Source organism: Ancylobacter sp. TS-1 (assembly GCF_009223885.1).
GTDB lineage: Bacteria > Pseudomonadota > Alphaproteobacteria > Rhizobiales > Xanthobacteraceae > Ancylobacter.
In genome coordinates this window covers 1,592,378-1,613,303 of record NZ_CP045144.1, presented here as the reverse complement: position 1 = coordinate 1,613,303, position 20,926 = coordinate 1,592,378, and the positions used below count along the sequence as shown (strand labels likewise).

At 70.2% G+C, this 20,926-nt stretch carries 23 protein-coding genes, 1 riboswitch and 1 other annotated feature; of the genes, 14 read left to right on the top strand and 9 right to left on the bottom strand.

The features are described 5' to 3' along the window. Nucleotides 1–64 precede the first annotated feature (64 nt). Complete coding sequence (locus GBB76_RS07775; protein ID WP_371717105.1) at nucleotides 65–1,333, top strand: multidrug effflux MFS transporter; 1,269 nt, start codon at nucleotides 65–67, stop codon at nucleotides 1,331–1,333. A gap of 108 nt (nucleotides 1,334–1,441) precedes the next feature. Beyond that, nucleotides 1,442–1,849 carry a DUF1236 domain-containing protein gene (locus tag GBB76_RS07770; protein WP_152302776.1) on the top strand — a complete coding sequence of 136 codons (408 nt, stop codon included), beginning with the start codon at nucleotides 1,442–1,444 and terminating at the stop codon, nucleotides 1,847–1,849. 61 nt (nucleotides 1,850–1,910) lie between these two features. Here GBB76_RS07770 and GBB76_RS07765 read toward each other — a convergent pair whose 3' ends face one another. Beyond that, a complete protein-coding gene (locus GBB76_RS07765) occupies nucleotides 1,911–2,402 on the bottom strand; it encodes an NUDIX hydrolase (protein ID WP_246669073.1) in 492 nt (163 codons plus the stop codon). Nucleotides 2,403–2,498: 96 nt separating this feature from the next. Between GBB76_RS07765 and GBB76_RS07760 the strand changes: the two genes are divergently transcribed. Together GBB76_RS07760 and GBB76_RS07755 are read left to right on the top strand one after the other, a co-directional pair. Next, nucleotides 2,499–2,897 (top strand): MAPEG family protein, encoded by a 399-nt coding sequence (locus GBB76_RS07760; protein WP_152302774.1) that lies wholly within the window; start codon nucleotides 2,499–2,501, stop codon nucleotides 2,895–2,897. A gap of 18 nt (nucleotides 2,898–2,915) precedes the next feature. Continuing rightward, nucleotides 2,916–3,482 carry an alpha/beta hydrolase gene (locus tag GBB76_RS07755; RefSeq protein WP_152302773.1) on the top strand — a complete coding sequence of 189 codons (567 nt, stop codon included), beginning with the start codon at nucleotides 2,916–2,918 and terminating at the stop codon, nucleotides 3,480–3,482. 30 nt (nucleotides 3,483–3,512) lie between these two features. On the opposite strand, the gene GBB76_RS07750 is transcribed toward GBB76_RS07755, so the two are convergent. Both GBB76_RS07750 and GBB76_RS07745 read right to left on the bottom strand, forming a co-directional pair. Continuing rightward, nucleotides 3,513–3,722 (bottom strand): hypothetical protein, encoded by a 210-nt coding sequence (locus GBB76_RS07750; protein WP_152302772.1) that lies wholly within the window; start codon nucleotides 3,720–3,722, stop codon nucleotides 3,513–3,515. A gap of 93 nt (nucleotides 3,723–3,815) precedes the next feature. Further along, nucleotides 3,816–4,529: a phosphatase PAP2 family protein gene (locus GBB76_RS07745; protein WP_152304789.1), complete on the bottom strand. Its 714-nt coding sequence runs from the start codon at nucleotides 4,527–4,529 to the stop codon at nucleotides 3,816–3,818. 526 nt (nucleotides 4,530–5,055) lie between these two features. Between GBB76_RS07745 and GBB76_RS07740 the strand changes: the two genes are divergently transcribed. The 5 genes from GBB76_RS07740 to GBB76_RS07720 all read left to right on the top strand — a co-directional run bounded on the left by GBB76_RS07740 (nucleotide 5,056) and on the right by GBB76_RS07720 (nucleotide 10,281). Continuing rightward, nucleotides 5,056–7,383: an MHYT domain-containing protein gene (locus GBB76_RS07740; RefSeq protein ID WP_152302771.1), complete on the top strand. Its 2,328-nt coding sequence runs from the start codon at nucleotides 5,056–5,058 to the stop codon at nucleotides 7,381–7,383. A gap of 69 nt (nucleotides 7,384–7,452) precedes the next feature. Beyond that, a riboswitch (TPP riboswitch) is annotated at nucleotides 7,453–7,577 on the top strand. A gap of 47 nt (nucleotides 7,578–7,624) precedes the next feature. Then, nucleotides 7,625–8,626 (top strand): glycine oxidase ThiO, encoded by a 1,002-nt coding sequence (gene thiO, locus GBB76_RS07735; RefSeq protein ID WP_152304788.1) that lies wholly within the window; start codon nucleotides 7,625–7,627, stop codon nucleotides 8,624–8,626. After that, nucleotides 8,604–8,801 carry a sulfur carrier protein ThiS gene (gene thiS / locus GBB76_RS07730; RefSeq protein WP_152302770.1) on the top strand — a complete coding sequence of 66 codons (198 nt, stop codon included), beginning with the start codon at nucleotides 8,604–8,606 and terminating at the stop codon, nucleotides 8,799–8,801. The genes thiO and thiS overlap by 23 nt, the downstream gene beginning before the upstream one ends. Before the next feature lie 28 nt (nucleotides 8,802–8,829). Further along, nucleotides 8,830–9,642, top strand: a complete 813-nt coding sequence (locus GBB76_RS07725) for a thiazole synthase (protein ID WP_202911216.1) — start codon at nucleotides 8,830–8,832, stop codon at nucleotides 9,640–9,642. A gap of 33 nt (nucleotides 9,643–9,675) precedes the next feature. Further along, nucleotides 9,676–10,281, top strand: a complete 606-nt coding sequence (locus tag GBB76_RS07720) for a thiamine phosphate synthase (RefSeq protein WP_152302768.1) — start codon at nucleotides 9,676–9,678, stop codon at nucleotides 10,279–10,281. A gap of 51 nt (nucleotides 10,282–10,332) precedes the next feature. Here GBB76_RS07720 and GBB76_RS07715 read toward each other — a convergent pair whose 3' ends face one another. Next, on the bottom strand, nucleotides 10,333–11,811 hold the full coding sequence (locus tag GBB76_RS07715) for a SulP family inorganic anion transporter (RefSeq protein WP_152302767.1): 1,479 nt from the start codon (nucleotides 11,809–11,811) through the stop codon (nucleotides 10,333–10,335). Between GBB76_RS07715 and GBB76_RS07710 the strand changes: the two genes are divergently transcribed. Next, entirely contained in the window at nucleotides 11,810–12,448 is a 639-nt protein-coding gene (locus GBB76_RS07710; RefSeq protein WP_152302766.1) for a DUF4440 domain-containing protein, read from the top strand. The genes GBB76_RS07715 and GBB76_RS07710 overlap by 2 nt on opposite strands. After that, nucleotides 11,876–11,931, bottom strand: a sequence feature (sul1 is cis-regulatory element that is thought to sense ions involved in sulfur or methionine metabolism; They are found in Alphaproteobacteria). It overlaps the preceding gene by 56 nt. 38 nt (nucleotides 12,449–12,486) lie before the next feature. On the opposite strand, the gene GBB76_RS07705 is transcribed toward GBB76_RS07710, so the two are convergent. The 5 genes from GBB76_RS07705 to cysQ form a co-directional block, all read right to left on the bottom strand. Further along, nucleotides 12,487–13,047, bottom strand: a complete 561-nt coding sequence (locus GBB76_RS07705; RefSeq protein ID WP_152302765.1) for a DUF2087 domain-containing protein — start codon at nucleotides 13,045–13,047, stop codon at nucleotides 12,487–12,489. Nucleotides 13,048–13,385: 338 nt separating this feature from the next. Continuing rightward, nucleotides 13,386–14,756 (bottom strand): NAD(P)H-dependent oxidoreductase, encoded by a 1,371-nt coding sequence (locus GBB76_RS07700; RefSeq protein WP_152302764.1) that lies wholly within the window; start codon nucleotides 14,754–14,756, stop codon nucleotides 13,386–13,388. A gap of 110 nt (nucleotides 14,757–14,866) precedes the next feature. Then, nucleotides 14,867–16,123, bottom strand: coding sequence for a hypothetical protein (locus GBB76_RS07695; protein ID WP_202911178.1), 1,257 nt, complete (start codon nucleotides 16,121–16,123; stop codon nucleotides 14,867–14,869). Between the two features lie 126 nt (nucleotides 16,124–16,249). Further along, nucleotides 16,250–16,819 (bottom strand): DUF1134 domain-containing protein, encoded by a 570-nt coding sequence (locus GBB76_RS07690; protein ID WP_152302763.1) that lies wholly within the window; start codon nucleotides 16,817–16,819, stop codon nucleotides 16,250–16,252. A gap of 159 nt (nucleotides 16,820–16,978) precedes the next feature. Then, nucleotides 16,979–17,809 (bottom strand): 3'(2'),5'-bisphosphate nucleotidase CysQ, encoded by an 831-nt coding sequence (gene cysQ, locus GBB76_RS07685; protein WP_152302762.1) that lies wholly within the window; start codon nucleotides 17,807–17,809, stop codon nucleotides 16,979–16,981. Nucleotides 17,810–17,934: 125 nt separating this feature from the next. On the opposite strand from cysQ, the gene chpT reads away from it, so the two are divergent. From chpT to GBB76_RS07665, 4 genes are all read left to right on the top strand, one after another. Next, complete coding sequence (gene chpT, locus GBB76_RS07680) at nucleotides 17,935–18,582, top strand: histidine phosphotransferase ChpT (RefSeq protein WP_152302761.1); 648 nt, start codon at nucleotides 17,935–17,937, stop codon at nucleotides 18,580–18,582. A gap of 108 nt (nucleotides 18,583–18,690) precedes the next feature. After that, complete coding sequence (locus GBB76_RS07675) at nucleotides 18,691–19,920, top strand: chemotaxis protein CheW (RefSeq protein ID WP_152302760.1); 1,230 nt, start codon at nucleotides 18,691–18,693, stop codon at nucleotides 19,918–19,920. Between the two features lie 104 nt (nucleotides 19,921–20,024). Beyond that, entirely contained in the window at nucleotides 20,025–20,438 is a 414-nt protein-coding gene (locus GBB76_RS07670; RefSeq protein ID WP_152302759.1) for a hypothetical protein, read from the top strand. A gap of 52 nt (nucleotides 20,439–20,490) precedes the next feature. After that, a complete protein-coding gene (locus GBB76_RS07665) occupies nucleotides 20,491–20,895 on the top strand; it encodes a DUF305 domain-containing protein (protein ID WP_152302758.1) in 405 nt (134 codons plus the stop codon). Nucleotides 20,896–20,926: the final 31 nt, after the last annotated feature.

Genomic DNA, 20,926 nt, shown 5'->3' with positions numbered 1-20,926 from the left:
CGGATCTGCGCGATAAGGCCGGCCCCGGCGCCCTTTGCCGGAATCGCCAACGCACGGATTCCCCATGAGCACGAAGACCTCCGCGCCGGAGACGCCCGCCTCCGGCTCGCCGCATCCCGGCATGGGGTTCCGCGAATTCGTGCTGTTCATCGCCGGGCTGATGGCGACCAACGCCATCGCCATCGATTCGATGCTGCCGGCGCTGCCGGAAATCGGCCATTCGCTGGCCATCGACACCGCCAACCACACCCAGCTCATCATTACCGCCTATCTGCTCGGCTTCGGCTCGGCGCAGCTCTTCTACGGCACGCTGGCCGACCGCTTCGGGCGCCGCGCCGTGCTGGTGTTCGGCCTTGCCCTGTACACGGCGGCCTCGGTCTGGGCGATCTTCGCGGGATCGCTGGAGATGATGCTGGCGGCCCGCGTGGTGCAGGGCATCGGCTCGGCCTCGACCCGCATCCTCGCCATCACCATCGTGCGCGACTGCTATTCCGGCTCGCACATGGCGCGGGTGATGTCGCTGGCCTTCCTCGTCTTCCTGTCGGTGCCGGTGCTGGCACCCTCGATCGGCCAGGCGATCATGATTGTGGCGCCGTGGCGGGCGATCTTCCTGATGCTGTGCCTGCTCGGCGCGGTGCTGCTGGTGTGGACGCTGTGGCGCCTGCCGGAGACGCTGCACCCCGAGGACCGCTCGCCGATCTCCTTTGCCGGCATCTCGCATGCCTTCGGGCTGATCGTCGGCAGCCGCGTCACCGTCGGCTACATGCTGGCGATGACGATGGCGATGGGCGGCCTGTTCGGCTTCATCAACTCGGCCCAGCAGATCTTCGCCGACGCCTTCCGCTCCGCCGAGCTGTTCACGCTGATCTTCGCGCTGATCGCGGTGTTCATGGCCGCCTCCTCGCTGCTCAATGCGCGCATCGTCGAGAAGCTCGGCATGAGGCGGGTCTCGCACGCCGCGCTCGCCGGCTACCTGACGGTGACGGTCGCGCACGCCGCCGTCGTGCTGGCGGGGGCCGAGAACATCTGGACCTTCTCGGTGCTTCAGGGGGCGATGATGTTCTTCTTCGGCCTCATGGTGTCGAATTTCAACTCGATGGCGATGGAGCCGGTCGGCCATGTGGCGGGCACGGCCTCCTCGGTGCTCGGCTTCGTCAGCACTGTGGGCGGTGCGCTGTTCGGCTTCGCGCTCGGCCAGCATTTCGACGGCACGACGCTGCCGCTGACCCTGGGTTTCGTCGCGCTCGCGCTGTCGGCGCTCATCTGCGTGCTGTTCGCCGAGCGTGGAAAGCTGTTCCGGGCCGATGCACGGGTTTCCGATACCGCTATCTGAAAGGTAAGTTTTGACGACATCAACGTTCTCCGACCGCCGATGGAACACGCTTGCGCGTCAATCGTTGACGGGGCGCAGTCAAAGGGTGCGGGTCGACAGGAGAATACGATGATACGTCATGCGATTATTGTAGTGTCGCTGCTTGTTGCTACGCCCATGGTGGCCAATGCTCAGGACGGTGCCGGGACAGCCGCCGGTGCGACGACGGGTGCCGTCGGCGGTGCGCTCGTCGGCGGTCCGGTCGGCGCCGTGGTCGGCGGTGTCGCCGGCGCGGTGGTAGGCGGCATCTCCGACAGCCAGCGCCGGCCGTTCCGCCAGTATGTGGTGGAAGAGCGCGTCCCCTCCTACGCCTATGAGCGCGAGGTCGTGGTCGGCGCCGAACTGCCGCCTTCCGGGGTGCGCTACTACGAGGTTCCCGCCGAATACGGCGCCACCAGATACCGCTATACGGTGGTGAACGACCGTACCGTGCTGGTCGATCCCTCGACGCACCGCGTCGTGCAGATCATCGAGTAACGGTCGGCCGGGCCACACCGGACGTGACGGGCCGTCCGCCGCCGGCGGGCGGCCGAAACGGTCAGGGGGCGGCGACGGCGCTGCCATCCTTCGGCGCGCGTACCGGCAGCATCCGCCGCGCGGCCGGAGACTGGGCGAATTCGAGAACGAGGGCCCCGAGATCGGGCTCATCGAGCAGCAGGGCCGCTTCCTCGGCGGTGACCCATATCTGGGCGCGCTCGTGGCGCTCGGGCCAGTCGTCGAGCTGGCGGCGCACGGCCAGCGGATAGACCGCGACCCGGGCCAGCGCGAAATGCGTCTCCAGACGCTTCCAGTAATGATACTCGCCGATGCGCTTGCGGCCGACATCGCCGACCACGCCCGCTTCCTGCCGGGCCTCGATCTCGGCCGACTTCCAGTCCTTGCGGTTCTTCATCGGCCAGCCCTTGGGGATCACCGCGCGCTGCGTCTCGCGCGAGGTCATGATGAGGATCTGGATGTCTCCGTCCTCCCCGAGGCGGAACGGCAGGGCCGCCACCTGCTCGATAGGGCGCCCGTTGGCCGCTTGCCGCAATTTCTGTTTGCTTTTGGCCATGGTTGGTAAATGTAGTCCGCTTTGCGCCGATGGCGACGGGTTTCGTCATTCTCCCAGCAGGACGGTGATGCGGCCATGACGATCGAATTGACCCTGCTCGCCTGGGCACTGGTGCTCGCCCTTGTGCAGGTACTGCTCCCGGCGTCCCTGCGCAACCGCGAGACCGGAATCTCTTACAATGCCGGGCCGCGCGACGAGCCCGGGCCGGCGGTCGGCATCCTCACCGGCCGGCTGAGGCGCGCGCAGGCCAATCTGTTCGAGACGCTGCCGCTGTTCGCGGCGGCGGTGCTGATCGCCCATGTCGCCGGCCGCGAGGGCGCGCTCACCCTGTGGGGGGCGTGGCTCTTTCTGGGCGCGCGGGTCGTCTATGTGCCGCTCTACGCGTTCGGCGTACCTTATCTGCGCTCTCTGGCCTGGCTGGTCTCGGTCGGCGGGCTCGTTCTCATCCTCATTGCCGTGCTGCGGCCGGCGTGACGCTACGCGGTGCCTGACATGTCGGTCGATTTCTCCTCCTTCGATTTCCTCGTCGTCCCCGGCCGCGAGAACGCCCCGGCCGAGCACTGGCAGTCGCACTGGCTCGGCGCCTTCGCCAATTCGAGCCGGCTGATACAGGAGGACTGGAGTCGGCCGGAGCTGCGGGCCTGGACCTGGCGGCTCAATGCCGCCGTCGAGGCGGCGCCCCGGCGCGTGGTGCTGGTCGCCCATTCCGTCGGCGTGGCGACGGTCGTGCGCTGGGCGCAGTCGCGGCCGGGCCTCGCCCGCAACAAGGCGGCGGCCGCCTTCCTGGCGGCGCCGACCAATGTCGACGACCCCGATCCCTCCTTCGACGTCGTGCGCAATTTCGGGCCGATGCCGCTGGCGCCGCTGCCCTTCCCGACGCTGGTCGTGTCCTCGCGCGACGATCCGCGGGTGAAGCCGGCGCAGGCGCGGGCCTTCGCCGACGCCTGGGGCGCCGACTTCGCCGATGTCGGCGAGCAGGGCCATATCGGCTCGGCCGCGCGGCTCGGCATCTGGCCGGCCGGCCTCGTGCTGCTCGGCGGGCTGCTGGCGCGGATCTGACGCGCCGCGCCCTTCGCTCCCGAAACGGAGCTAGTGCTGGGCGAGCACCAGAGCCAGCGCCTGCGCCACATGCTTGGTGACGCGCTTCTTGTAGCGGCGGTGGACGAGCTGGCCGTTATGGTAGACGTCCTGCTCCACATAGAGGTTGGTGCCGTCCCAGCGCAGGATGTTGTCGGACTCGGTCGTCTCGATGACGCCGATGTCGGGTTTCAGGTTTCCTTCCGGCGCGGTCGTGGTCATGCGGTTCCTCCTGCAATGGCGGGGCGCTCTGCGTCGCCCTGCCGATGAATGATAGCCGAGCGCCGGGCGAATGCCATCGGTGGCATTGCGACTTCACCGCTCGACGAAGGGCCCCCCGGATGCGGATTCGCCCTCTCCCGCCGGCTCCCGGCCGTTGGCGTTCTCGATGCGCCCGCGCCGTTGCAGCACCAGCGCCACCAGCCAGCACAGCAGCGCCCACGCCGCGCCGGCGCACCAGCCGGCAATGACGTCGGTCGGCCAGTGGACGCCGAGATAGATGCGGCTCAGCCCGATGGCGAGGGTGAGCGCAACCGCGACGCCGAGCACATAGGCCTTCAGCCGCCGCCCGCTCTCCGTGCGCACGATGAGCGCGCCGAGGGTGAGATAGGTGACGGCGGCGCCCATGGCGTGGCCGCTCGGGAAGCTCAGCGTGGTGACGTCGACGAGATGGGCCACGAGATCGGGGCGCGGACGCTCGAAGCCGAGCTTGAGCAGGTAGCTCAGCGCCCCTCCGCTCGCCGTCGCCGCCAGCACGAACAGGGCGGCGGCGCGCTTGCGGTCGACCACGAGGAAGCCGGCCACCGCCAGCGTGATCAGGGTGAGCACGGTGGTGCTGCCGAGCGCGGTCACATCGCCCACCGCGATCTCCAGCCAGCGGGGACCGAGCGGATCGGCCGGGTCGCCCGGCGCGCGGAAGGCCAGCAGCACTGCCTCGTCGAAGGCATGGGTCTCGCCCTCCACCACCTCGTCGGCGATGTAGGCGAACACCAGCAGCCCCGCCGCCGCGCCGAGCAGGGCGACCAGCACGCCGATCTCGGCGGCGAGCCAGCGCGGCAGGTCGAGCAGGCGGAATGCGAGTGGCGGGTGCGAGGTTGCCGGGCGGGCCGGGGCCGGCATTTCGGGGGGCGACATTTCGGGCGCAGGCGTCTTGCTGGAGGGCGTCTTGCTGGCGGGCATCTTGCTGGAAGGCATCTTGCTGGAAGGCGTCATCGGGCACCGCTCGGAGGGAATCGGGGCGCGCGAGCAATAACCCGCGCCATCGGGGAACCCAAACCGGGTCGCGCGTGTTCCCTTCCCACAACCGGGAGAAGGGCATCATGTTCAAGGGCGGGCTTCTGTGGCTGATCGGCATTCCGCTGCCGATCATCATCGTGCTCTGGCTGTTCGGCTATCTCAGCTGAGGCCTCGGGCCTTCACGAGACCGCGAGCGGCGGGCTCAGGCTGACCTTGCGTCGGTCGGGAGCTTACCGATCGGTTCAATTCAGCTACTGTTCGCGTCATCCTGCGCTTTGCCGCAGCCATCCTACCGGCGGTTTTCAGAACCGGAATTCGCATGGATCATACCGGCAGCCACGACCAGGCGCTCGTGGCCCTGTCGCTCGTCATCGCCGTGGCGGCGTCCTACACGGCCCTCGATCTCGCCGGGCGCCTGCCGGATGCGCGCGGACGTGCGCGTGACGGATGGCTGGCGGCGGCGGCGCTGGTGCTGGGCGGCGGCATCTGGGCGATGCACTTCATCGCCATGCTGGCGCTGCATGTGGGGGCGCCTGTCTCCTACGATGTCGGCCTGACCGCGATTTCCTTCCTGCTCGCCGTCGTCGCCACGGGTATCGCCTTCTTCGCGGCGAGCCGGGTGCGGCCGGACCGGCCGGGGCCCGGGCCGGGCAGCATCGTGCTCAGCGGCATCTTCATGGGCCTCGGCATTGTCGGCATGCACTACACCGGCATGGCGGCGATGCGCGTGGCGGGAGCCATGTCGCACGACATGCTCTATGTCGGCGCCGCCATGGTGCTGGCGGTCACCGCCTCCACCGTCGCGGTCTGGCTCGCCTTCCGCCGCCATTCCATCGCGCAGCGCGCCGGCGCGGCGCTGGCGCTCGGCTTCGGCATCGCCGGCATGCACTATGTCGCCATGTGGGGGATGACGATCACCCGGCATGAAGGCGTGCACGACCCGCTCGGCGGCATGGGCAATGTCGAGCTGGTGGTCGTGGTGACGGCGGCGACCTTCGCCATCTTCGTCGCCGTGCTGCTCGCGGCCATGTACGACCGGCGCTTCGCCGTGCTCGCCGACCGCGAGGCGGCGATGCTGCGGGCGAGCGAGGAACGCTACCGCACGCTCTACCGCCGCACGCCGCTGCCGCTGCACTCGCTGGGCGGGGACGGACGGATCGAGCAGGTGAGCGACCGCTGGCTCGACCTGCTCGGCTATCGCCGCGAGGAAGTGATCGGGCGCCCGCTCACCGACTTCATGACCCCCGATTCCGCGCGCCGGCGCAACGAGGAGCACTGGCCGCAGCTGGTCGGCAGCGGCGAACTGCGCGAGGCCGAGTACCGCCTCGTGACCAGAGACGGCCGGATGCTCGACTGCATGCTGTCCGCCGTGACCGAGAAGGACGCGCAGGGCGGCATCCTCAAGACCCTGTGCGGGCTGATCGACGTCACCGACTACCGCGCCGCCGAGGAGGCGCTGCGGCAGGCACAGAAGCTGGAGGCGGTCGGCCAGCTCACCGGCGGCATCGCACACGATTTCAACAACCTGCTCGCCGTGGTGCTGGGCAATCTCGAACTGGCAGCCAAGCGCGCGCCGGGCGATCCGCGGCTGCAGACGCTGCTCGACAACGCCACCCAGGCCGCACAGCGCGGCGCGGCGCTCACCCAGCGCATGCTGGCCTTCGCCCGACGGCAGGACCTGCGGCCCGAGCCCGTCGACGTGCCCGACCTCGTGCTCGGCATGGCCGAGATGCTGCGCCGCTCGATCGGCCCCAGCGTGCGCATCGAAACCCGCTTCCCGCTCGGCCTGCCGCATGCGCGGGTCGACGCCAACCAGCTCGAACTGGCGCTGCTCAACCTCGCGGTGAATGCGCGCGACGCCATGCCCGATGGCGGCACCATCACCATTGCCGCCGGCGAGCGCGTGGTGGCCGTCGGCGACGCCGACGCGGAGGCTGGCAGCGAGGCGCTGCGGCCGGGGCGCTATTTCTGCCTCTCGGTGAGCGACACTGGCGCCGGCATGGACGAGGAGACGCTGGCCCGCGCCGCCGAGCCGTTCTTCACCACCAAGGGCGTCGGCAAGGGCACCGGCCTCGGCCTTGCCATGGTGCATGGCCTCGCGGCGCAGTCGGGCGGCCAGCTTCTGCTCGAGAGCCGTCCCGGCCACGGCACGACGGCGACCATCCTCATGCCCATCGCCGACACTCCCCCCGTGGCTGCGCCGGTCGCGGTGGCGGTCGAGGACGAGATGGTGCCGGCCGGCACGGGCGGGGCGCAGCGCGTGCTGGTCGTCGACGACGACCCGCTGGTGCTTTCCGCCACCGGCGCGATGCTGGAGGATCTCGAATGCCTCGTCACCGAGGCGGCATCGGGGGAGGAGGCGCTGCGCATCCTCGAATCCGGCGTCAGCTTCGATGTCGTGCTGACCGATCAGGCCATGCCCGGCATGACCGGCGTGCAACTCGCGGCGGCGCTCGCGGCCCGCTGGCCGGACCTGCCGGTCATCCTCGGCACCGGCTATGCCGAGCTGCCGCCGGACGCGCGCGCCGGCATGATGCGGCTCGGCAAGCCGTTCAGCCGCGAGGCGCTGCGGCGCGCGGTGATCGCGGCGACGCGCCCGGCGGGCCGGGCGGGCGACAATGTGGTGCCGATCTCGCGCCGTGGCTGAGGCCGCCCTGCGGCCGGCGGGGAATATTGTCGGCCGGCCGGTGACATCGGCCTGCCGAGGGACTATATCCATTTTGTCCGGGGGAGCCTCGTCAGGAGGCTGAGAGGCCATCGGCGCGTCGACCCGACGCGGCATGGCGACCCTTCGAACCTGATCCAGTTGAGACTGGCGGAGGGAGGAGTGAATGACGTTCCCGCACACTGAATCGACCGACACCGCGCCGCATCGGGCGGCCAATGCCATGCGCGTGCGCATCGTGGGCGGCGGCGTCGCCGGGCTTACCTGCGCGCATGCCTTCGCGCGCCGGGGGGCGCAGGTGACGCTGATCGAGCGCCGCAGCGCCACCGGGCAGGGCTGCTCCTGGTATGCCGGCGGCATGCTGGCGCCCTGGTGCGAGCGCGAGAGCGCCGAGCCGATCATCGCCGAACTCGGCTTCGAATCACTCGCCTATTGGCGCGAGGCGGTGCCGGACGTGCCGAACGAGGGCAGCCTCGTGCTGGCGCAGGCGCGCGACCTGCCGGACCTGCGCCGCTTCTCGCGGCGGACCGAGGGGTTCGAATGGCTCGACGGCGCGGGCATCGCCGCGCTGGAGCCGGACCTCGATGGCCGCTTCGAGCAGGGGCTGTTCTTTCCCACAGAGGCGCATCTGGAACCGCGCAAGGCGCTCGCCGCGCTGACCGCCCGGCTGGTCGGCGAGCATGGCGTGACCATCCGCACCGATGCCGACGGCTTCGAGGAGCCGGGCGAGGCCGACATCGTGGTCGACTGCCGGGGGCTGGCGGCGCGCGACACGCTTGCCGACCTGCGCGGCGTGAAGGGCGAGATGCTGGTGCTCTATTCCACCGAGGTGTCGCTGAAGCGCCCGGTGCGCATGCTGCACCCGCGCATCCCGGTCTATATCGTGCCGCGCGGCGACGGGCATTTCATGATCGGCGCCACCTCGATCGAGAATGACGAGCGCGGGCGCGTCACCGGGCGCTCCATGCTGGAACTGCTGGGAGCGGTCTATGCGCTGCACCCGGCCTTCGGCGAGGCCGAGATCGTCGAGATCGGCGCCGATGTGCGCCCGGCCTTTCCCGACAACCTGCCGCGCCTGCGCCGGCGCGGCAACACGATCTATGTGAACGGGCTCTACCGCCACGGTTTCCTCGCCGCGCCGGCTTTGGCGCGTCGCGCAGCGGAACTGGCATTCGACGGGACGTATTTCCCGGAGGTCATGGATGAAGATCATCGTGAATGGTGAGAACGCCGACACGCGCGCGGGCACGCTGGCCGAACTCCTCGGCGAGCTTGGGCTCGGCGAGGCGATGGTGGCGACGGCACTGAACGGCGCCATGGTGCGCAAGGTGAAGCGCGGGGAGACCCAGATCGCCGATGGCGACCGGGTGGAGATCCTCGCGCCGATGCAGGGTGGCTGACAGGGAGGCTGTCATGGATGCGATCAACATGTCCGGGACGCTCGCCGATCCGGTCGAATTCTACGGAACCAAGGTGGGCTCTCGCCTGCTGCTGGGCACGGCGCAATATCCCTCGCCGGCAATCCTCCAGGAGGCGATCCGCGCCTCGGGCGCCGACATCGTGACCGTCTCGCTGCGGCGTGAATCGGGCGCGGCGAAGGCCGGGCAGCCTCTCGCGGGCCAGAGCTTCTGGCAGCTCATCCGCGACCTCGGCGTAAGGGTGCTGCCCAACACCGCCGGCTGCAAGACGGTGAAGGAAGCCGTGACCACCGCCGAGATGGCGCGCGAGCTTTTCGACACGCCCTGGGTGAAGCTGGAGGTGATCGGCGAGGACGACACGCTGCAACCCGATGTGTTCGGGCTCGTCGAGGCGGCGCGCATCCTGTCGCGCGACGGTTTCCAGGTGTTCCCCTACACCACCGAGGACCTCGTTGTGGCGGAGAAACTGGTGGCCGCCGGCTGCGAGGTTCTGATGCCGTGGGGCGCCCCGATCGGCTCCGGGCGCGGGCTGAACAATCCCTATGGCCTGCGCTCGCTGCGGGCGCATTTCCCCGGCCTGCCGCTGGTGGTCGATGCCGGCGTCGGCGTGCCCTCGCATGCGGCGGCGGCGATGGAAATGGGCTACGATGCGGTGCTGCTGAACACGGCGGTTGCCAAGGCCGGCGATCCGGTGCGCATGGCGCGCGCCTTCGCCCGCGCCATCGAGGCCGGCCGCGAGGCGCTGATCGCCGATCCCATGGAAGCACGCGACATGGCGGCGCCCTCGACCCCGGTGATGGGCCGCGCCATCCTTGGACAGTGAGAGGTCCGGCGCCGCCGGCCGGTGAGTGAACCGATGAAGCTCGACCCGTTCTACCTGATCGTCGACCGCGCCTCCTGGCTGCCGCGCCTGCTGCCGCAGGGCGTGAAGCTGGTGCAGCTGCGGGCCAAGGAACTCGACGAGGCGGCGTTGCGCCGGGAGATCGCCACCGCGCGCGACGTCTGCGCCCGCTACGGGGCGCAACTCGTCGTCAATGATTACTGGCGCCTCGCCATCGACGAGGGCTGCGACTTCGTGCATCTCGGCCAGGAAGACCTTGCCGATGCCGATCTGGTGGCGATCCGGCGGGCGGGGCTCAAGCTCGGCATCAGCACCCATGACGAGGCGGAGCTGGAAGTCGCGCTGCTGGCGCGGCCCGACTATGTGGCGCTGGGCCCGGTCTACCCCACCATTCTCAAGAAGATGCGCTGGGCGCCGCAGGGGCTGGAGCGCGTCGCCGCCTGGAAGAAGCGCGTCGGCGACCTGCCGCTGGTCGGCATTGGCGGGCTGACCATCGAGCGCGCTCCCGGCGTGCTGCGCGCCGGCGCCGACAGCGTGGCGGTCGTTACCGACGTGCTGCTGAACGACAATCCCGAGCGGCGCGCCCGCGAGTGGGTGACGGCGACGCGCGAGACGGTGTGACGGTCACGGCCGGGAAGGCTCCCGGCCGCTCCTGCGGCGATCAGGGCGGGTTCAGTGCAGGGCGGGGGCGCCGCCGGCCTTGTCGTGGGTGCCGAAGCGGTCGACCATGGTGGCGCTCGCTTCGTTGAGCCCGAGCACCTCGACATGCGCGCCGGCCTTGCGGAACTTCATCACCGCCTTGTCCAAGGCGCCGACCGAGGTGATATCCCAGAAATGCGCGTGGGTGAGGTCGATCACCACCTCGCGCGCCGGGTTGTCGAAGTCGAAGCCCGAGAGGAACACCTCGGAGGAGGCGAAGAAGATCTGCCCCTCGACGACGAAGGTGATGCGTCCCGCCGCCTCGTCGATGATCTCGCCGACCGCCACAAGCTGCGAGACCTTGCCGGCGAAGAACACGCCCGACAGCAGCACGCCGACCAGCACGCCGATGGCGAGATCGTGCGTCGCCACCACGGTGACGACGGTCGCGAGCATCACCAGTGAGGACGAGCGCGGATTGGTGCGCAGATCGAGGAGCGAGCGCCACGAGAAGGTGCCGATGGAGACCATGATCATCACCGCCACCAGCGCCGCCATCGGGATGATGCGCACGAGATCGTCGAGCACGAGGATGAGGAACAGCAGGAAGCTGCCGGCCACGAAGGTCGACAGACGGCCGCGTCCGCCGGAGGTGACGTTGATGACCGACTGGCCGATCATCGCGCAGCCGCCCATGCCGCCGATCAGCGCCGAGGCGATGTTGCCGGTGCCCTGGCCGATGCATTCCTGGCTCTTGTTGCTCGGCGTGTCGGTCATGTCGTCGACGATCTGCGCGGTGAGCAGCGATTCCAGCAGGCCGACGGCGGCCAGCGTCAGCGAATAGGGCAGGATGATCTGCAGCGTCTCCAGCGTCAGCGGGACGTTCGGGAGGGTGAAGATCGGCAAAGTGGAGGGCAGTTCGCCGAGATCGCCGACCGTGCGCAGTTCCACGCCGCTCCACCAGGCGAAGAGCGTGAGCGCGGCGATGGCGACCAGCGGCGAGGGCACGGCCTTCGTCAGGCGCGGGAAAAGATAGATGATGGCGAGACCCGCCGCGATCATCGGGTAGGTCTGGAGCGGCACGCCGATGAGTTCCGGCAGCTGCGCCATGAAGATGAGGATGGCCAGCGCGTTGACGAAGCCGGTGATGACCGAGCGCGAGACGAAGCGCATCACCCGGCCGAGCTTCAGGAAGCCGGCGAGGATCTGGATGATCCCCATCAGAATGGTGGCGGCGAACAGATATTGCAGGCCATGGTCGCGCACGAGGGAGACCATGACGACCGCCGTGGCGGCGGTGGCGGCCGAAATCATGCCCGGCCTTCCGCCGACGATGGCCGAGACGCAGGCGATGGCGAAAGAGGCGAACAGGCCGACCTTGGGGTCGACGCCGGCGATCACCGAGAAGCCGATGGCCTCGGGAATGAGGGCGAGGGCGACGACGATGCCGGCGAGGAGATCGGCGCGGATATTGGAGAACCAGTCGCGGCGGTAGCGTTGGGAGAGGGTCATGAAATCAACTTCGCAAAAGAGCGGGCGACCGCCGGAGGGGCGGTGGGGGCCTGCGCTGCATGTGCGTGGTCCGGCGGATCGGCGGCCGGAAGAGCCACCCGGGATTTCACCGGGTCCGGATTCATGGGTTCCTCGTAGCGGCTTCCCCGCTGCGGCGCAACATGGCCGGCCCGCCACGGACCGAGCGCCGCGTGCTGTTGCGACAGTGCGGCGGCTGCGCGCCGTGCTCGCGGCGGGGCTCTGGCTCGCCGCCACACCGGCGCTGGCCGACGCCGAATCCGATATCCGCGCGCGGCTCGACGCGTGGACGCGGGCCTTCAACAGCGGTGACAAGGCGGGCGCCTGCGACCTGTTCTCCCGCGCGCTGGTCTCCGATTATCGCGGGCAGGGGGAGGCGGGCTTTGAGACACGCTGCGCGCTGATCGGGAAGGCGCTCGACAATCGCGAGCGCCGATTCCGCTATGCCGCCGACATCAAGGAGGTGATCGTCGAGGGCAACCTCGCCGTCGTCCGCCTTACCTGGACACTGACCATCACGCCGGGCGACATCAGAAGCGTCGAGCCGGGAATGGACGTCTTCCGCAAGGAGGACGACGGCGAATGGCGGATCATCCGCTACATCGCCTACGAGGAATAGCGGCCTACGAGGAGTAGCGGTCTGCGAGGAGCCGGCGATCAGGCGGCGGCCAGGTGCTGCCGCTGGCGCAGCAGGGCGGCGAGCTTGGCCATCTCGGGCGGCGGCGCGCGCTCGACGCGGCTATATTCGCTCCCGTCCGGCGTGCGCCGGAACAGGCCGAGATCCACCAGCTCGCGGCGCAGCAGTGCGTGGTCGCCGAACAAATGCTCGGCGTTGAGCAGCTCGTTCATCCGCCGCTCGGGGAAGGTCTCGCCCGCCGGCAGGCGCGACCACAGCATCCACAGGCACAGGATCTGCTGGTTGCGCTTCTTGGGCCAGCGCGCGAGCCGGCCCGACGGGTCGAACAGGCGCAGCGCCTTCTCGCAGCGTGCGTGGTCGGCAACCGGCACCGGCGGGGCGGGCGGTGGCGCGTCGAGCCGCTGCCGCGCCTGCGCGTCGGCGCGCATGTGCTGGAAGTTGCGGTAGCCGGCGCCGCGCGCCAGCAGGTTCAGCAACTCGACATGTCCGGGCGGGCGATCGAGCCCGGCAATGCCCTGATGCAGGGTGCGGGCGAGCGCGGAAATATCCGGCGCCTCATAGGCCAGAACGGTTCTGGGCATGACTTATCCTCGTTTGGTGCCATTCCGCGAGGAAGTGTCGGGGTTGCCGTCTTGCGACCTGGCACAAGGACAAGTGCGGGGTGCGTCTTGCTTGCAGGTTTAGCTCCCCTTGCGGGGCGGCAACGCCTCGGTGAACTGCAGACCGTGGCGCAGAGATAGGGGAGGCGGGGCGCGATGTCCAGCACCCCGCTTCATCTCTGGGAGAGACGCCAACGGGCCCCCTCATCCCCGGGCTTGACCCGGGGACCCAGACTTCACGCCGCCCGTGCCCGGCCTCCGGGTGCCCGGGTCAAGTCCGGGCATGAGGGCGGGGGAGAGGGACGCCGGGCGCCGGCGCCTTATTCCGCCGCCGCGCTGGCGGTGCCGGCGAACATCTGCTCCATCTCGCGGCGCAGGCGCACCGCCGGGCTGTCCTTCACCTCGACATCGGCCCAGCCGACGACCTCGCCCTCGGCGATGTCGCGCTTGAGCGCCACGCCATGCGCGAGGCCGATGGGCAGGCCGCCCCTCGCCAGCGAGGCGGCGGCCGGCAGAAGCTTGCCCCACACGGTGAAGCCGCCTTCGCCGTCCAGCATCTCGCCGGCCTTCAGCGGGCGCTTGGCGACCGCCACCACATCGGCGTTGAACGCCTCGGTGACGCCGGTCGGCTCGCCGCGCAGCGCCGCCGAGGCGACGCTGACGCCGAGTTCCAGCCCGATGAGGTGATAGGGGCGATAGAGAGCGGTGTAGCGGCCCGACGAATCCGTCACTACGCCATATTCCTTGAAGCAGCGGCGGGCATAGTCGCCGCGCGGGCTCGGATCGGCCTCGAACACGACATAGACGCCCCAGCGCAGGTCACGGAACACCGGGCGGCCGTCGCGCTCCAGCGAGGAGACCGTCTCCACCGTGCCGGAATGCTCCAGCACGCCGCCATGTTCGCGCGGGCGCAGGATGGTGGCGAGGTCGTCGACGCCGCAGGGCGGGAACAGCAGGCCGTCGGACGGCGCCGTCAGACCCGCCGCATTGGCGATGGCGGCCATCTCGATCGACGACTTGGTGCCGTCGGCGAAGGAGTTGAACATCTGTGCGTTCATGCCGCCCTGCGCCGCCTGCTCAGGCGTGAGGCCGTAGAGGCTCCAGATCGTGTCCGGCGTCGATTTGTGGAAGCTCGGCAGGTATTTGGTGCCCTTGCCGGCGCAGACGATCCGGAAGCCGCAGGTGCGCGCCCAGTCGACCATCTCGCAGACGAGGGCGGGCTGGTCGCCGGACCCCATGGAATAGACCACGCCGGCCTTGCGGGCGCGCTCGGCCAGCAGCGGGCCGACCAGCACGTCGGCCTCCACCGTCACCATGACGATGTGGCGGCCGTTCTCGATGGCGAGCAGCGCGTGATGGGCGCCGGCGGCCGGGCTGCCGGTCGCCTCGACCACGACGTCGAGGCCGTCGGCCGCGATCAGCGCGGCGGCGTCGTCGGTGAGCATGGTGCGCCCGGTGCGCAGCGCCTCGTCGAAGGAGGGGGCGACAGCGGCGTCCGCGTCCCAGCCGGTGGCGGTGAGTGCGGCGCGGGCGCGCGGCACCGACAGGTCGGCGATGCCGAGCAGATGCAGCCCGGGCGTCGTGCGCAGCTGGGAAAGGAACATGGAGCCGAACTTGCCGGCACCGATGAGGCCGACGCGGACCGGGCGGCCGGCATCGGCGCGCGCCTTGAGCATGCGGGCGAGATTCATGGAGCGTCTTCCTTCCCAGGTGTGGATTGGCGGCGGGCATTCATCGGCCCGCCTTGCCTTGGTCGTGGAGTGTGGCCGCAGTGCGCGGGTCTGGCGCCCCGCGCGACCGCTCAGCCGGCGGCGACCCGGTCCTTGGTTCGGGCGTCTTCCGCCGCGAGGGCATCCGGGCCGGTGCCGCGCAGCGCGAGGATGCGGTCGGCCAGCGTCGGCGGCGCGCCGTTGACGGGGGAGTGGCCGGCGAGCAGGGCCTCGATGGGCGAGCCCGGCCCTTCGAGGCGCGCGGTGAGATGGGCGACCTCGGCGGCGATGTCGCCGATGCGCTGGCGCAGCAGGGCGGCGCCGTCCGCCTCGTCCGGCACGGCGGCGGCGAGCGGGGCGAGGGTATCGAGCTGAAGCTGGATCGCCGCGCGGTCTTCGCGCGCCTTGGCGAGCGCGTCGTCGAGCATGGCCTTCTCGGCCCGCAGCATCTCGATGGTGTCGTTGGCGCCGCGCGCCAGCGCCTCGGCGTGGCGACGGCCCTCATGGGCCTCGGCGGTGACGCGGTGGGCCTCGGTCTCGGTCGCGGCGCGCGCCTGCTCGGCGGCAAGGGTGCGCGATTCGAGTTCGGCGACCCGGGCGACGAGCGCGGTGCGCGCGACGGCAAGCGCGGCCGATTCCGCCTCGACACGGGAAAGCCGCGTCTGGGTGTCGGCGAGCTGGTGCGTGAGTTCGCGGGTGCGGGCCAGCTCGGCGGACAGGCTCTCGGAGGTGCTGCGCAGCGAGTCCCGCGTCGTGGTGAGCTGGGCGTTGGCGGCCGACAGATGGCGGTCGAGTTCGCCGATGCGGTCCTTCAGCGTGTCGCGCAGGGTGGTGAGCGCCACATGGTCGATCTTCAGCTCTTCCTCGCGGGCGGTGGTGTCTTCCAGCGCGTCGCGGGTGCTGCGCAGGTCCGCCTTGGTCGATTTCAGCACCTGCCGCGTCTCGTCGAGGTCGCGGGTGTGGATGCCCAGTTCGACGGCGAGCCGGTCACGATCGGCGACCACTTCGACATGCTCGGTCTGGATAACCGCGAGTTCGCCGGTCAATCGCGCGATGGTCTCCTGCCGCGTGCGCAGTTCGTCGGCCTGGCTCGTGACCACGCCCCATTGCGAGGCGGTGCGCGTGCGCAGCTTGTCGACTTCAAGTTCCAGCCGCCGGACGTCGACGGCGAAGACGGCGCGCTGCTCGTCCTTGTCGGCGAGGATCTCGGCGACGGAGACGGGGATCGCTCCCTCGATGCGCTTGCGCGTCAGCCGGACAGCACGACGCCACACCGCCGGAAGCGCCAGCAGGGCCAGCAGCGTCGCCGTCAGGAAGCCGATGGCGGAATACATGATCGCTTCGATCATGCGGCGGTCTCACCTCGAACGCGGAACGCCCGTCCGCAGAGGACGGGACGGGCAGGGTAGGGGCCATAGGTTACAGATACCAAAACGGCCGGGCTAGCCCGGCCGCACGGTATCATGTGGTGAAGCTCAGAAGGGATTCCACGTCGCCGTGGGCGTGAACTTGAGATAGCCGATATTGGCGCCGAGGCGCACGCCGACGCCCGAGCGGATCGGCACCACGACCATACGGTCGGCGGCCAGAGCCGTCATGCCGAAGCCGGCGACGAAATAGGCCGAGCCCGAAATGCCGCCGAAGCGGCGGAAGATGTCGTTGATGCTGTTCAGGTTGTAAACGAGGATCATGGTGCGGGCGCCGTCGCCGCCGAAGTCCCAGCCGAGCGAGGGGCCCTGCCAGAACACCTTCAGATCGCCGGCGTTGCGGGTGTAGAGCGTGCCGTCGCCGTAGCGCAGGCCGCCGACGAAAGCGCCGGAGCCTTCCTGGCCGAGAATGTAGCCATTGGGCTGGCCCCACTGGCTCACTGCCTTCTCGATCGACAGCGCCAGACCGCGCGAGACCTCGCCGAAGAAGCCGTGGCCCTGCTGGACAAGCTCGTCGGACGAGTAGGTCGAATTGGACTGGGCACGGGCCGGAGCGGCGGCGAAGGGAAGGGCGGCCAGAAGGGCAAGGCAGGCAAGGAGGGCGCGCAAGGTCGGCATCGTCGGTCTCGCGTTTGATCTCAAAAGGAGGGGTGATGCCCGCAAGCCCCCGAGTCGGGGTCGGGCAACCAGTCCCCAAAGCCTATCATTAGCATGGAGTGCGGCGCTAGGAAGGCGCGTTCGGCCCGCTTCGGCGCGGTTGCACCTCGGCTGTGACCCTCACGCATCGGCCCCGCGGGCGACGAATCCGGTCACGCGGTAGCTGGCATCGGTACGTCCGTAGGGCAGGGCGCTGCCGTCCGGCCGGCGCACGCTGCCGCCCGCCGCCCGTACCAGCGCGTGGCCGGCGGCGACGTCCCACTCGCACACCGTGCCGAGCCGGGGATAGATGTCGGCCCTTCCCTCGGCGACGAGGCCGAACTTCAGCGCCGAGCCGCAGCTGATGCGCTCGGCAATGTCGAGGCCGGCGAGCACCGCCTCGGTGCCGGGATCGGGATGCGAGCGGCTGGCCACGGCGACGAGGCCGCGCGCCGGCACCGGGCGGCAGCGGATCGGCGTCCACAGATCCGTGTCGGCCACCAGTCCTGCGGCGTAGGCGGCGCCGCCCGCCGGCGTGGTGACGCCGGCATAGAGCCGACCGACCGCCGGGGCGAGCACGATGCCGAAGGTCGGCACACCCGCTTCGACGAGGCCGATATTCACCGTGAACTCGCCGCTGGCGCCGATGAACTCGCGCGTGCCGTCGAGCGGATCGACCAGCAGGAAGCTGTCGGCCGCCGCCTCGCCGGTTCCCAGCGCCTCGCCCTTGCCCTGCGCCACCGCTTCCTCGGCGATGACCGGGATGCCCGGCAGGATCCGCGCCAGCTCGCCGCGCAGCAGTTCCTCGGCGGCGAGATCGGCGGCGGTGACAGGGCTTTCATCCGCCTTGCGGGCGACCGTCAGGCCCTCCGCGCGGATGCGCAGTATGACCTCCCCGGCCTTCAGCGCGGCGCCGGCGAGGGCGGCGAGAAGCTGGACATGCGGCGGCAGGCGGGAAGGGACGGGGGACATCGGGGAAGCCGGCTTTCGAGAGGGCGGGTACAGGTTGGCGTCGGTTGGGGCGCGGTGTATCACACCCCCGATGCCGGCCGTACCCGTTGCGGCCGATTCGCCGCACTCTCGACGCAAGGGCCGCGATGACGACCGCCATCGATCTCGACAAGCTCGATCTTGCCGCTCTCCTGTGCTCACGCGTGTGCCATGACGTGATCAGCCCGGTCGGCGCCATCGTCAACGGCCTCGAAGTGCTGGAAGACGAGGACGACCCGGCCATGAAGGCCTTCGCGCTCGACCTCATCGCCAAGAGCGCGAAACAGGCCTCGGCCCGCCTCCAGTTCGCCCGGCTCGCCTTCGGGGCGGCCGGTTCGGCCGGGGCGCAGATCGACACCGGCGACGCGGAGAAGGTGGCGCGCGGCTTCATCGAGGACGACCGCACCCGCCTCACCTGGCAGGTGCCGCGCGTGCTGGCGCCCAAGAACAAGGTGAAGCTGCTGCTCAACCTCCTGGTCGTCGCCACCACGACCATTCCGCGCGGCGGCCATATTGCGGTCGATGCGACCGGTGAGGGCGACGAGGGCGGGCTGCGCCTGCGCACCGAGGGCAGCCATTCGCGGGTTCCCCCGCATCTGGTCCGGCTGCTCGACGGCGAGGCGGTGGAGGGCGGGGCGCTCGATGCCCATGCGATCCAGCCGCATTATACCGGCCTGCTGGCCCGTGCCGCGGGCTACGGTTTCGACATCGCCCATGAGGGCGACGGCGTGACGATACGCGTCGAACGTGTGTAAGACGCATTCACCCAGCGTCACTTTCAGACGGCGTTAACGTGAACGGGCGAAACTACGCTACGCAGGCCGGAAAGGCGTGCGCGTTGTGTTGAGCATTGCCGGTCGCCCATGTTCCCCGTCGATTCCCTTTCCGCCGTCCCCTTTCCCGGTGCCTCGCGCGGCCCCGTGCCGGCCGATGCGTCGCGCGTCGCCGCCTTTCGGTCGCCGGAGGTGCCGCGCCCCGAGGAATCGCGTCCCGCCCCGGCGCGCGTCGAGGTGCTGACCTTCCGCGTGCACGGCATGCGCTTCGCGCTGCCGGCGACCAACGTGCTGGAGGTGATGACCGTGGCCGGCGAACGCTGGCAGAAGCTTCTCGCCATGGCGGCGGCCGGCACGCTCGGCTCCAGCGGCCTGCCGCTGATCCGCCTCTCCACCCGCATGGGCCTCGTTCCCGACCCGACCGCCGAGGGCGGTCTGGTGCTGTTCGGCAATGGCGGCAAGGTGCGCGCGGCGGTGCTGATCGACGAGGTGCCGGTGCACCAGCGCGCGGCGGTCGAGAGCATGCCGGCGAGCTGGCGCGACCGTTTCAGCCCGTGCGAGGACATGATTTCCGGCGTCGCCCTGATGGCCGACGGCTTCCAGGCGGCGCTGCTCGACCTGCCGCTCGGCGTCGCCGCGCCGCGCCCGCGTGCTACCGCCATGCCCGAGCACGACACCGCCCATCTGCTGGTGCGCGCCGGTCGGGCCCAGCTTGAGGCGGTGCGCGTCGCCACGCTGCGCGGGGCCACCCCGCTTGATGAGGTTCCCGGCATCGCCGTGCTGCCGGGCGGCGCCGCCCCGGGCGCGCGTCGCGGCCGGCGCATGATGCTTGAATTCGGCGGCGAGGGCGACGTGATCGCGGTCGACGAGGTGGTCGCGATCGCCCCGTCGGGACGGATCGAGCGCGTGGGCAGCCTCCGCTTCCTCGCCACCGCGACCGGCCGCTACCGGCTGCTGGAGCCGGGCGGCACACAGCCCGAGCGCACGCTGCCGATGCGGGTGCTGGTGACGGCGCCGGAGAGCGCGGCGCGTACCAGCCTGCGCGACCTCGTGCGCGCCATGGGGCACGACGTCTCGCTGGCCGACGATCCGCGCGCCGCGCGGCTGGCGGGCGGACGGTTCGACGTCATCCTGTTCGATCTCGACGCCTATGCGGATGTGCGCGCCGAGGGCATTGCGACGCAGGACGAGGCGCGCCGTATCGGGCTGTCCAGCGCCGCGCCGACGCTGAATCCGCCCGGCTTCGCCGCCGTGGTGCCGGCGGGCGATCCCGTGGCGCTGGTGCTTGCCCTGCTGCGCAAGGGCGGCCGTCCCGGCTGAGCCTGCCCTCTTCACGGATGCGCCATCCGTGCTTCTCCCGCTGGCCGGCGGGGGCGATGCTGCTAAGCTACATCGCCACATCCGGACCCGGGCGCTCTCCTTTCATGACCTTGCCGCGCACGCTCCGCCTGATGATCGCGCTCCTCGCGCTGACCGCCGCTCTGGCGGGCTCGGCGGCGGGCAGCGCGGCGATGGCGCGCGCCACCATGCCGTGCCACGAGCCGGCGCTGGTCGCGAGCGTCGCCACAGGACACGAGGCCCATGGCGGGCATTCCACCCATGCCGTCGAGACCGCCGGCGAGGCGAGGGGGCAGGGCGCCATATTGGCGCAGCCGCCCGCCCCGGACGCGGTGCGGCTGCATCTGTGCTGCGTGCTCAGCCAGCTTCTGGTGACGCCGCTCGCCGCGCCGGACCTGCAACCGCGCCTGCCGCGCGCTCTGGCGCTCGCCGTGCCGGCGGGTACGGAACGCGACGGCCGCGTGCTGCCGATCCCGGTGCCGCCGCCCCGCTCCGCCTGATCGTCCGAGCTGCGGCCCCGTGCCGCTTTCCCACGATCTCATGGAGAAAATCATGAACCGCTATACCCGCGCGGCCCTTGCCGCCGCCTGCCTGTCGTTCGTTCCCGTCCTCGCCGTCGCGCAGGACATGCCCGGCAACATGCCGATGCAGCACGGGGACATGCCGATGGACCACAGCGCCCATATGGGCGCCACCACGGCGGCTCCCTCGACCGAGGCCTTCGAGAGGGCCAATGCCCGCATGCATGAGGGCATGGCCATTCCCTTCACCGGCAATGCCGATATCGACTTCGCGCGCGGCATGATTCCGCACCATCAGGGCGCGATCGACATGGCGCGCATCGAGCTTCAGTACGGCAAGGACCCGGAACTGAAGAAGCTGGCCGAGGAGATCATCAAGGCGCAGGAAAGCGAGATTGCCTTCCTCAAGGCCTGGCTGGCGAAGAACGCGAAGTAGCCGGCGCGCGACGTGCACGCCTTCCCGGACG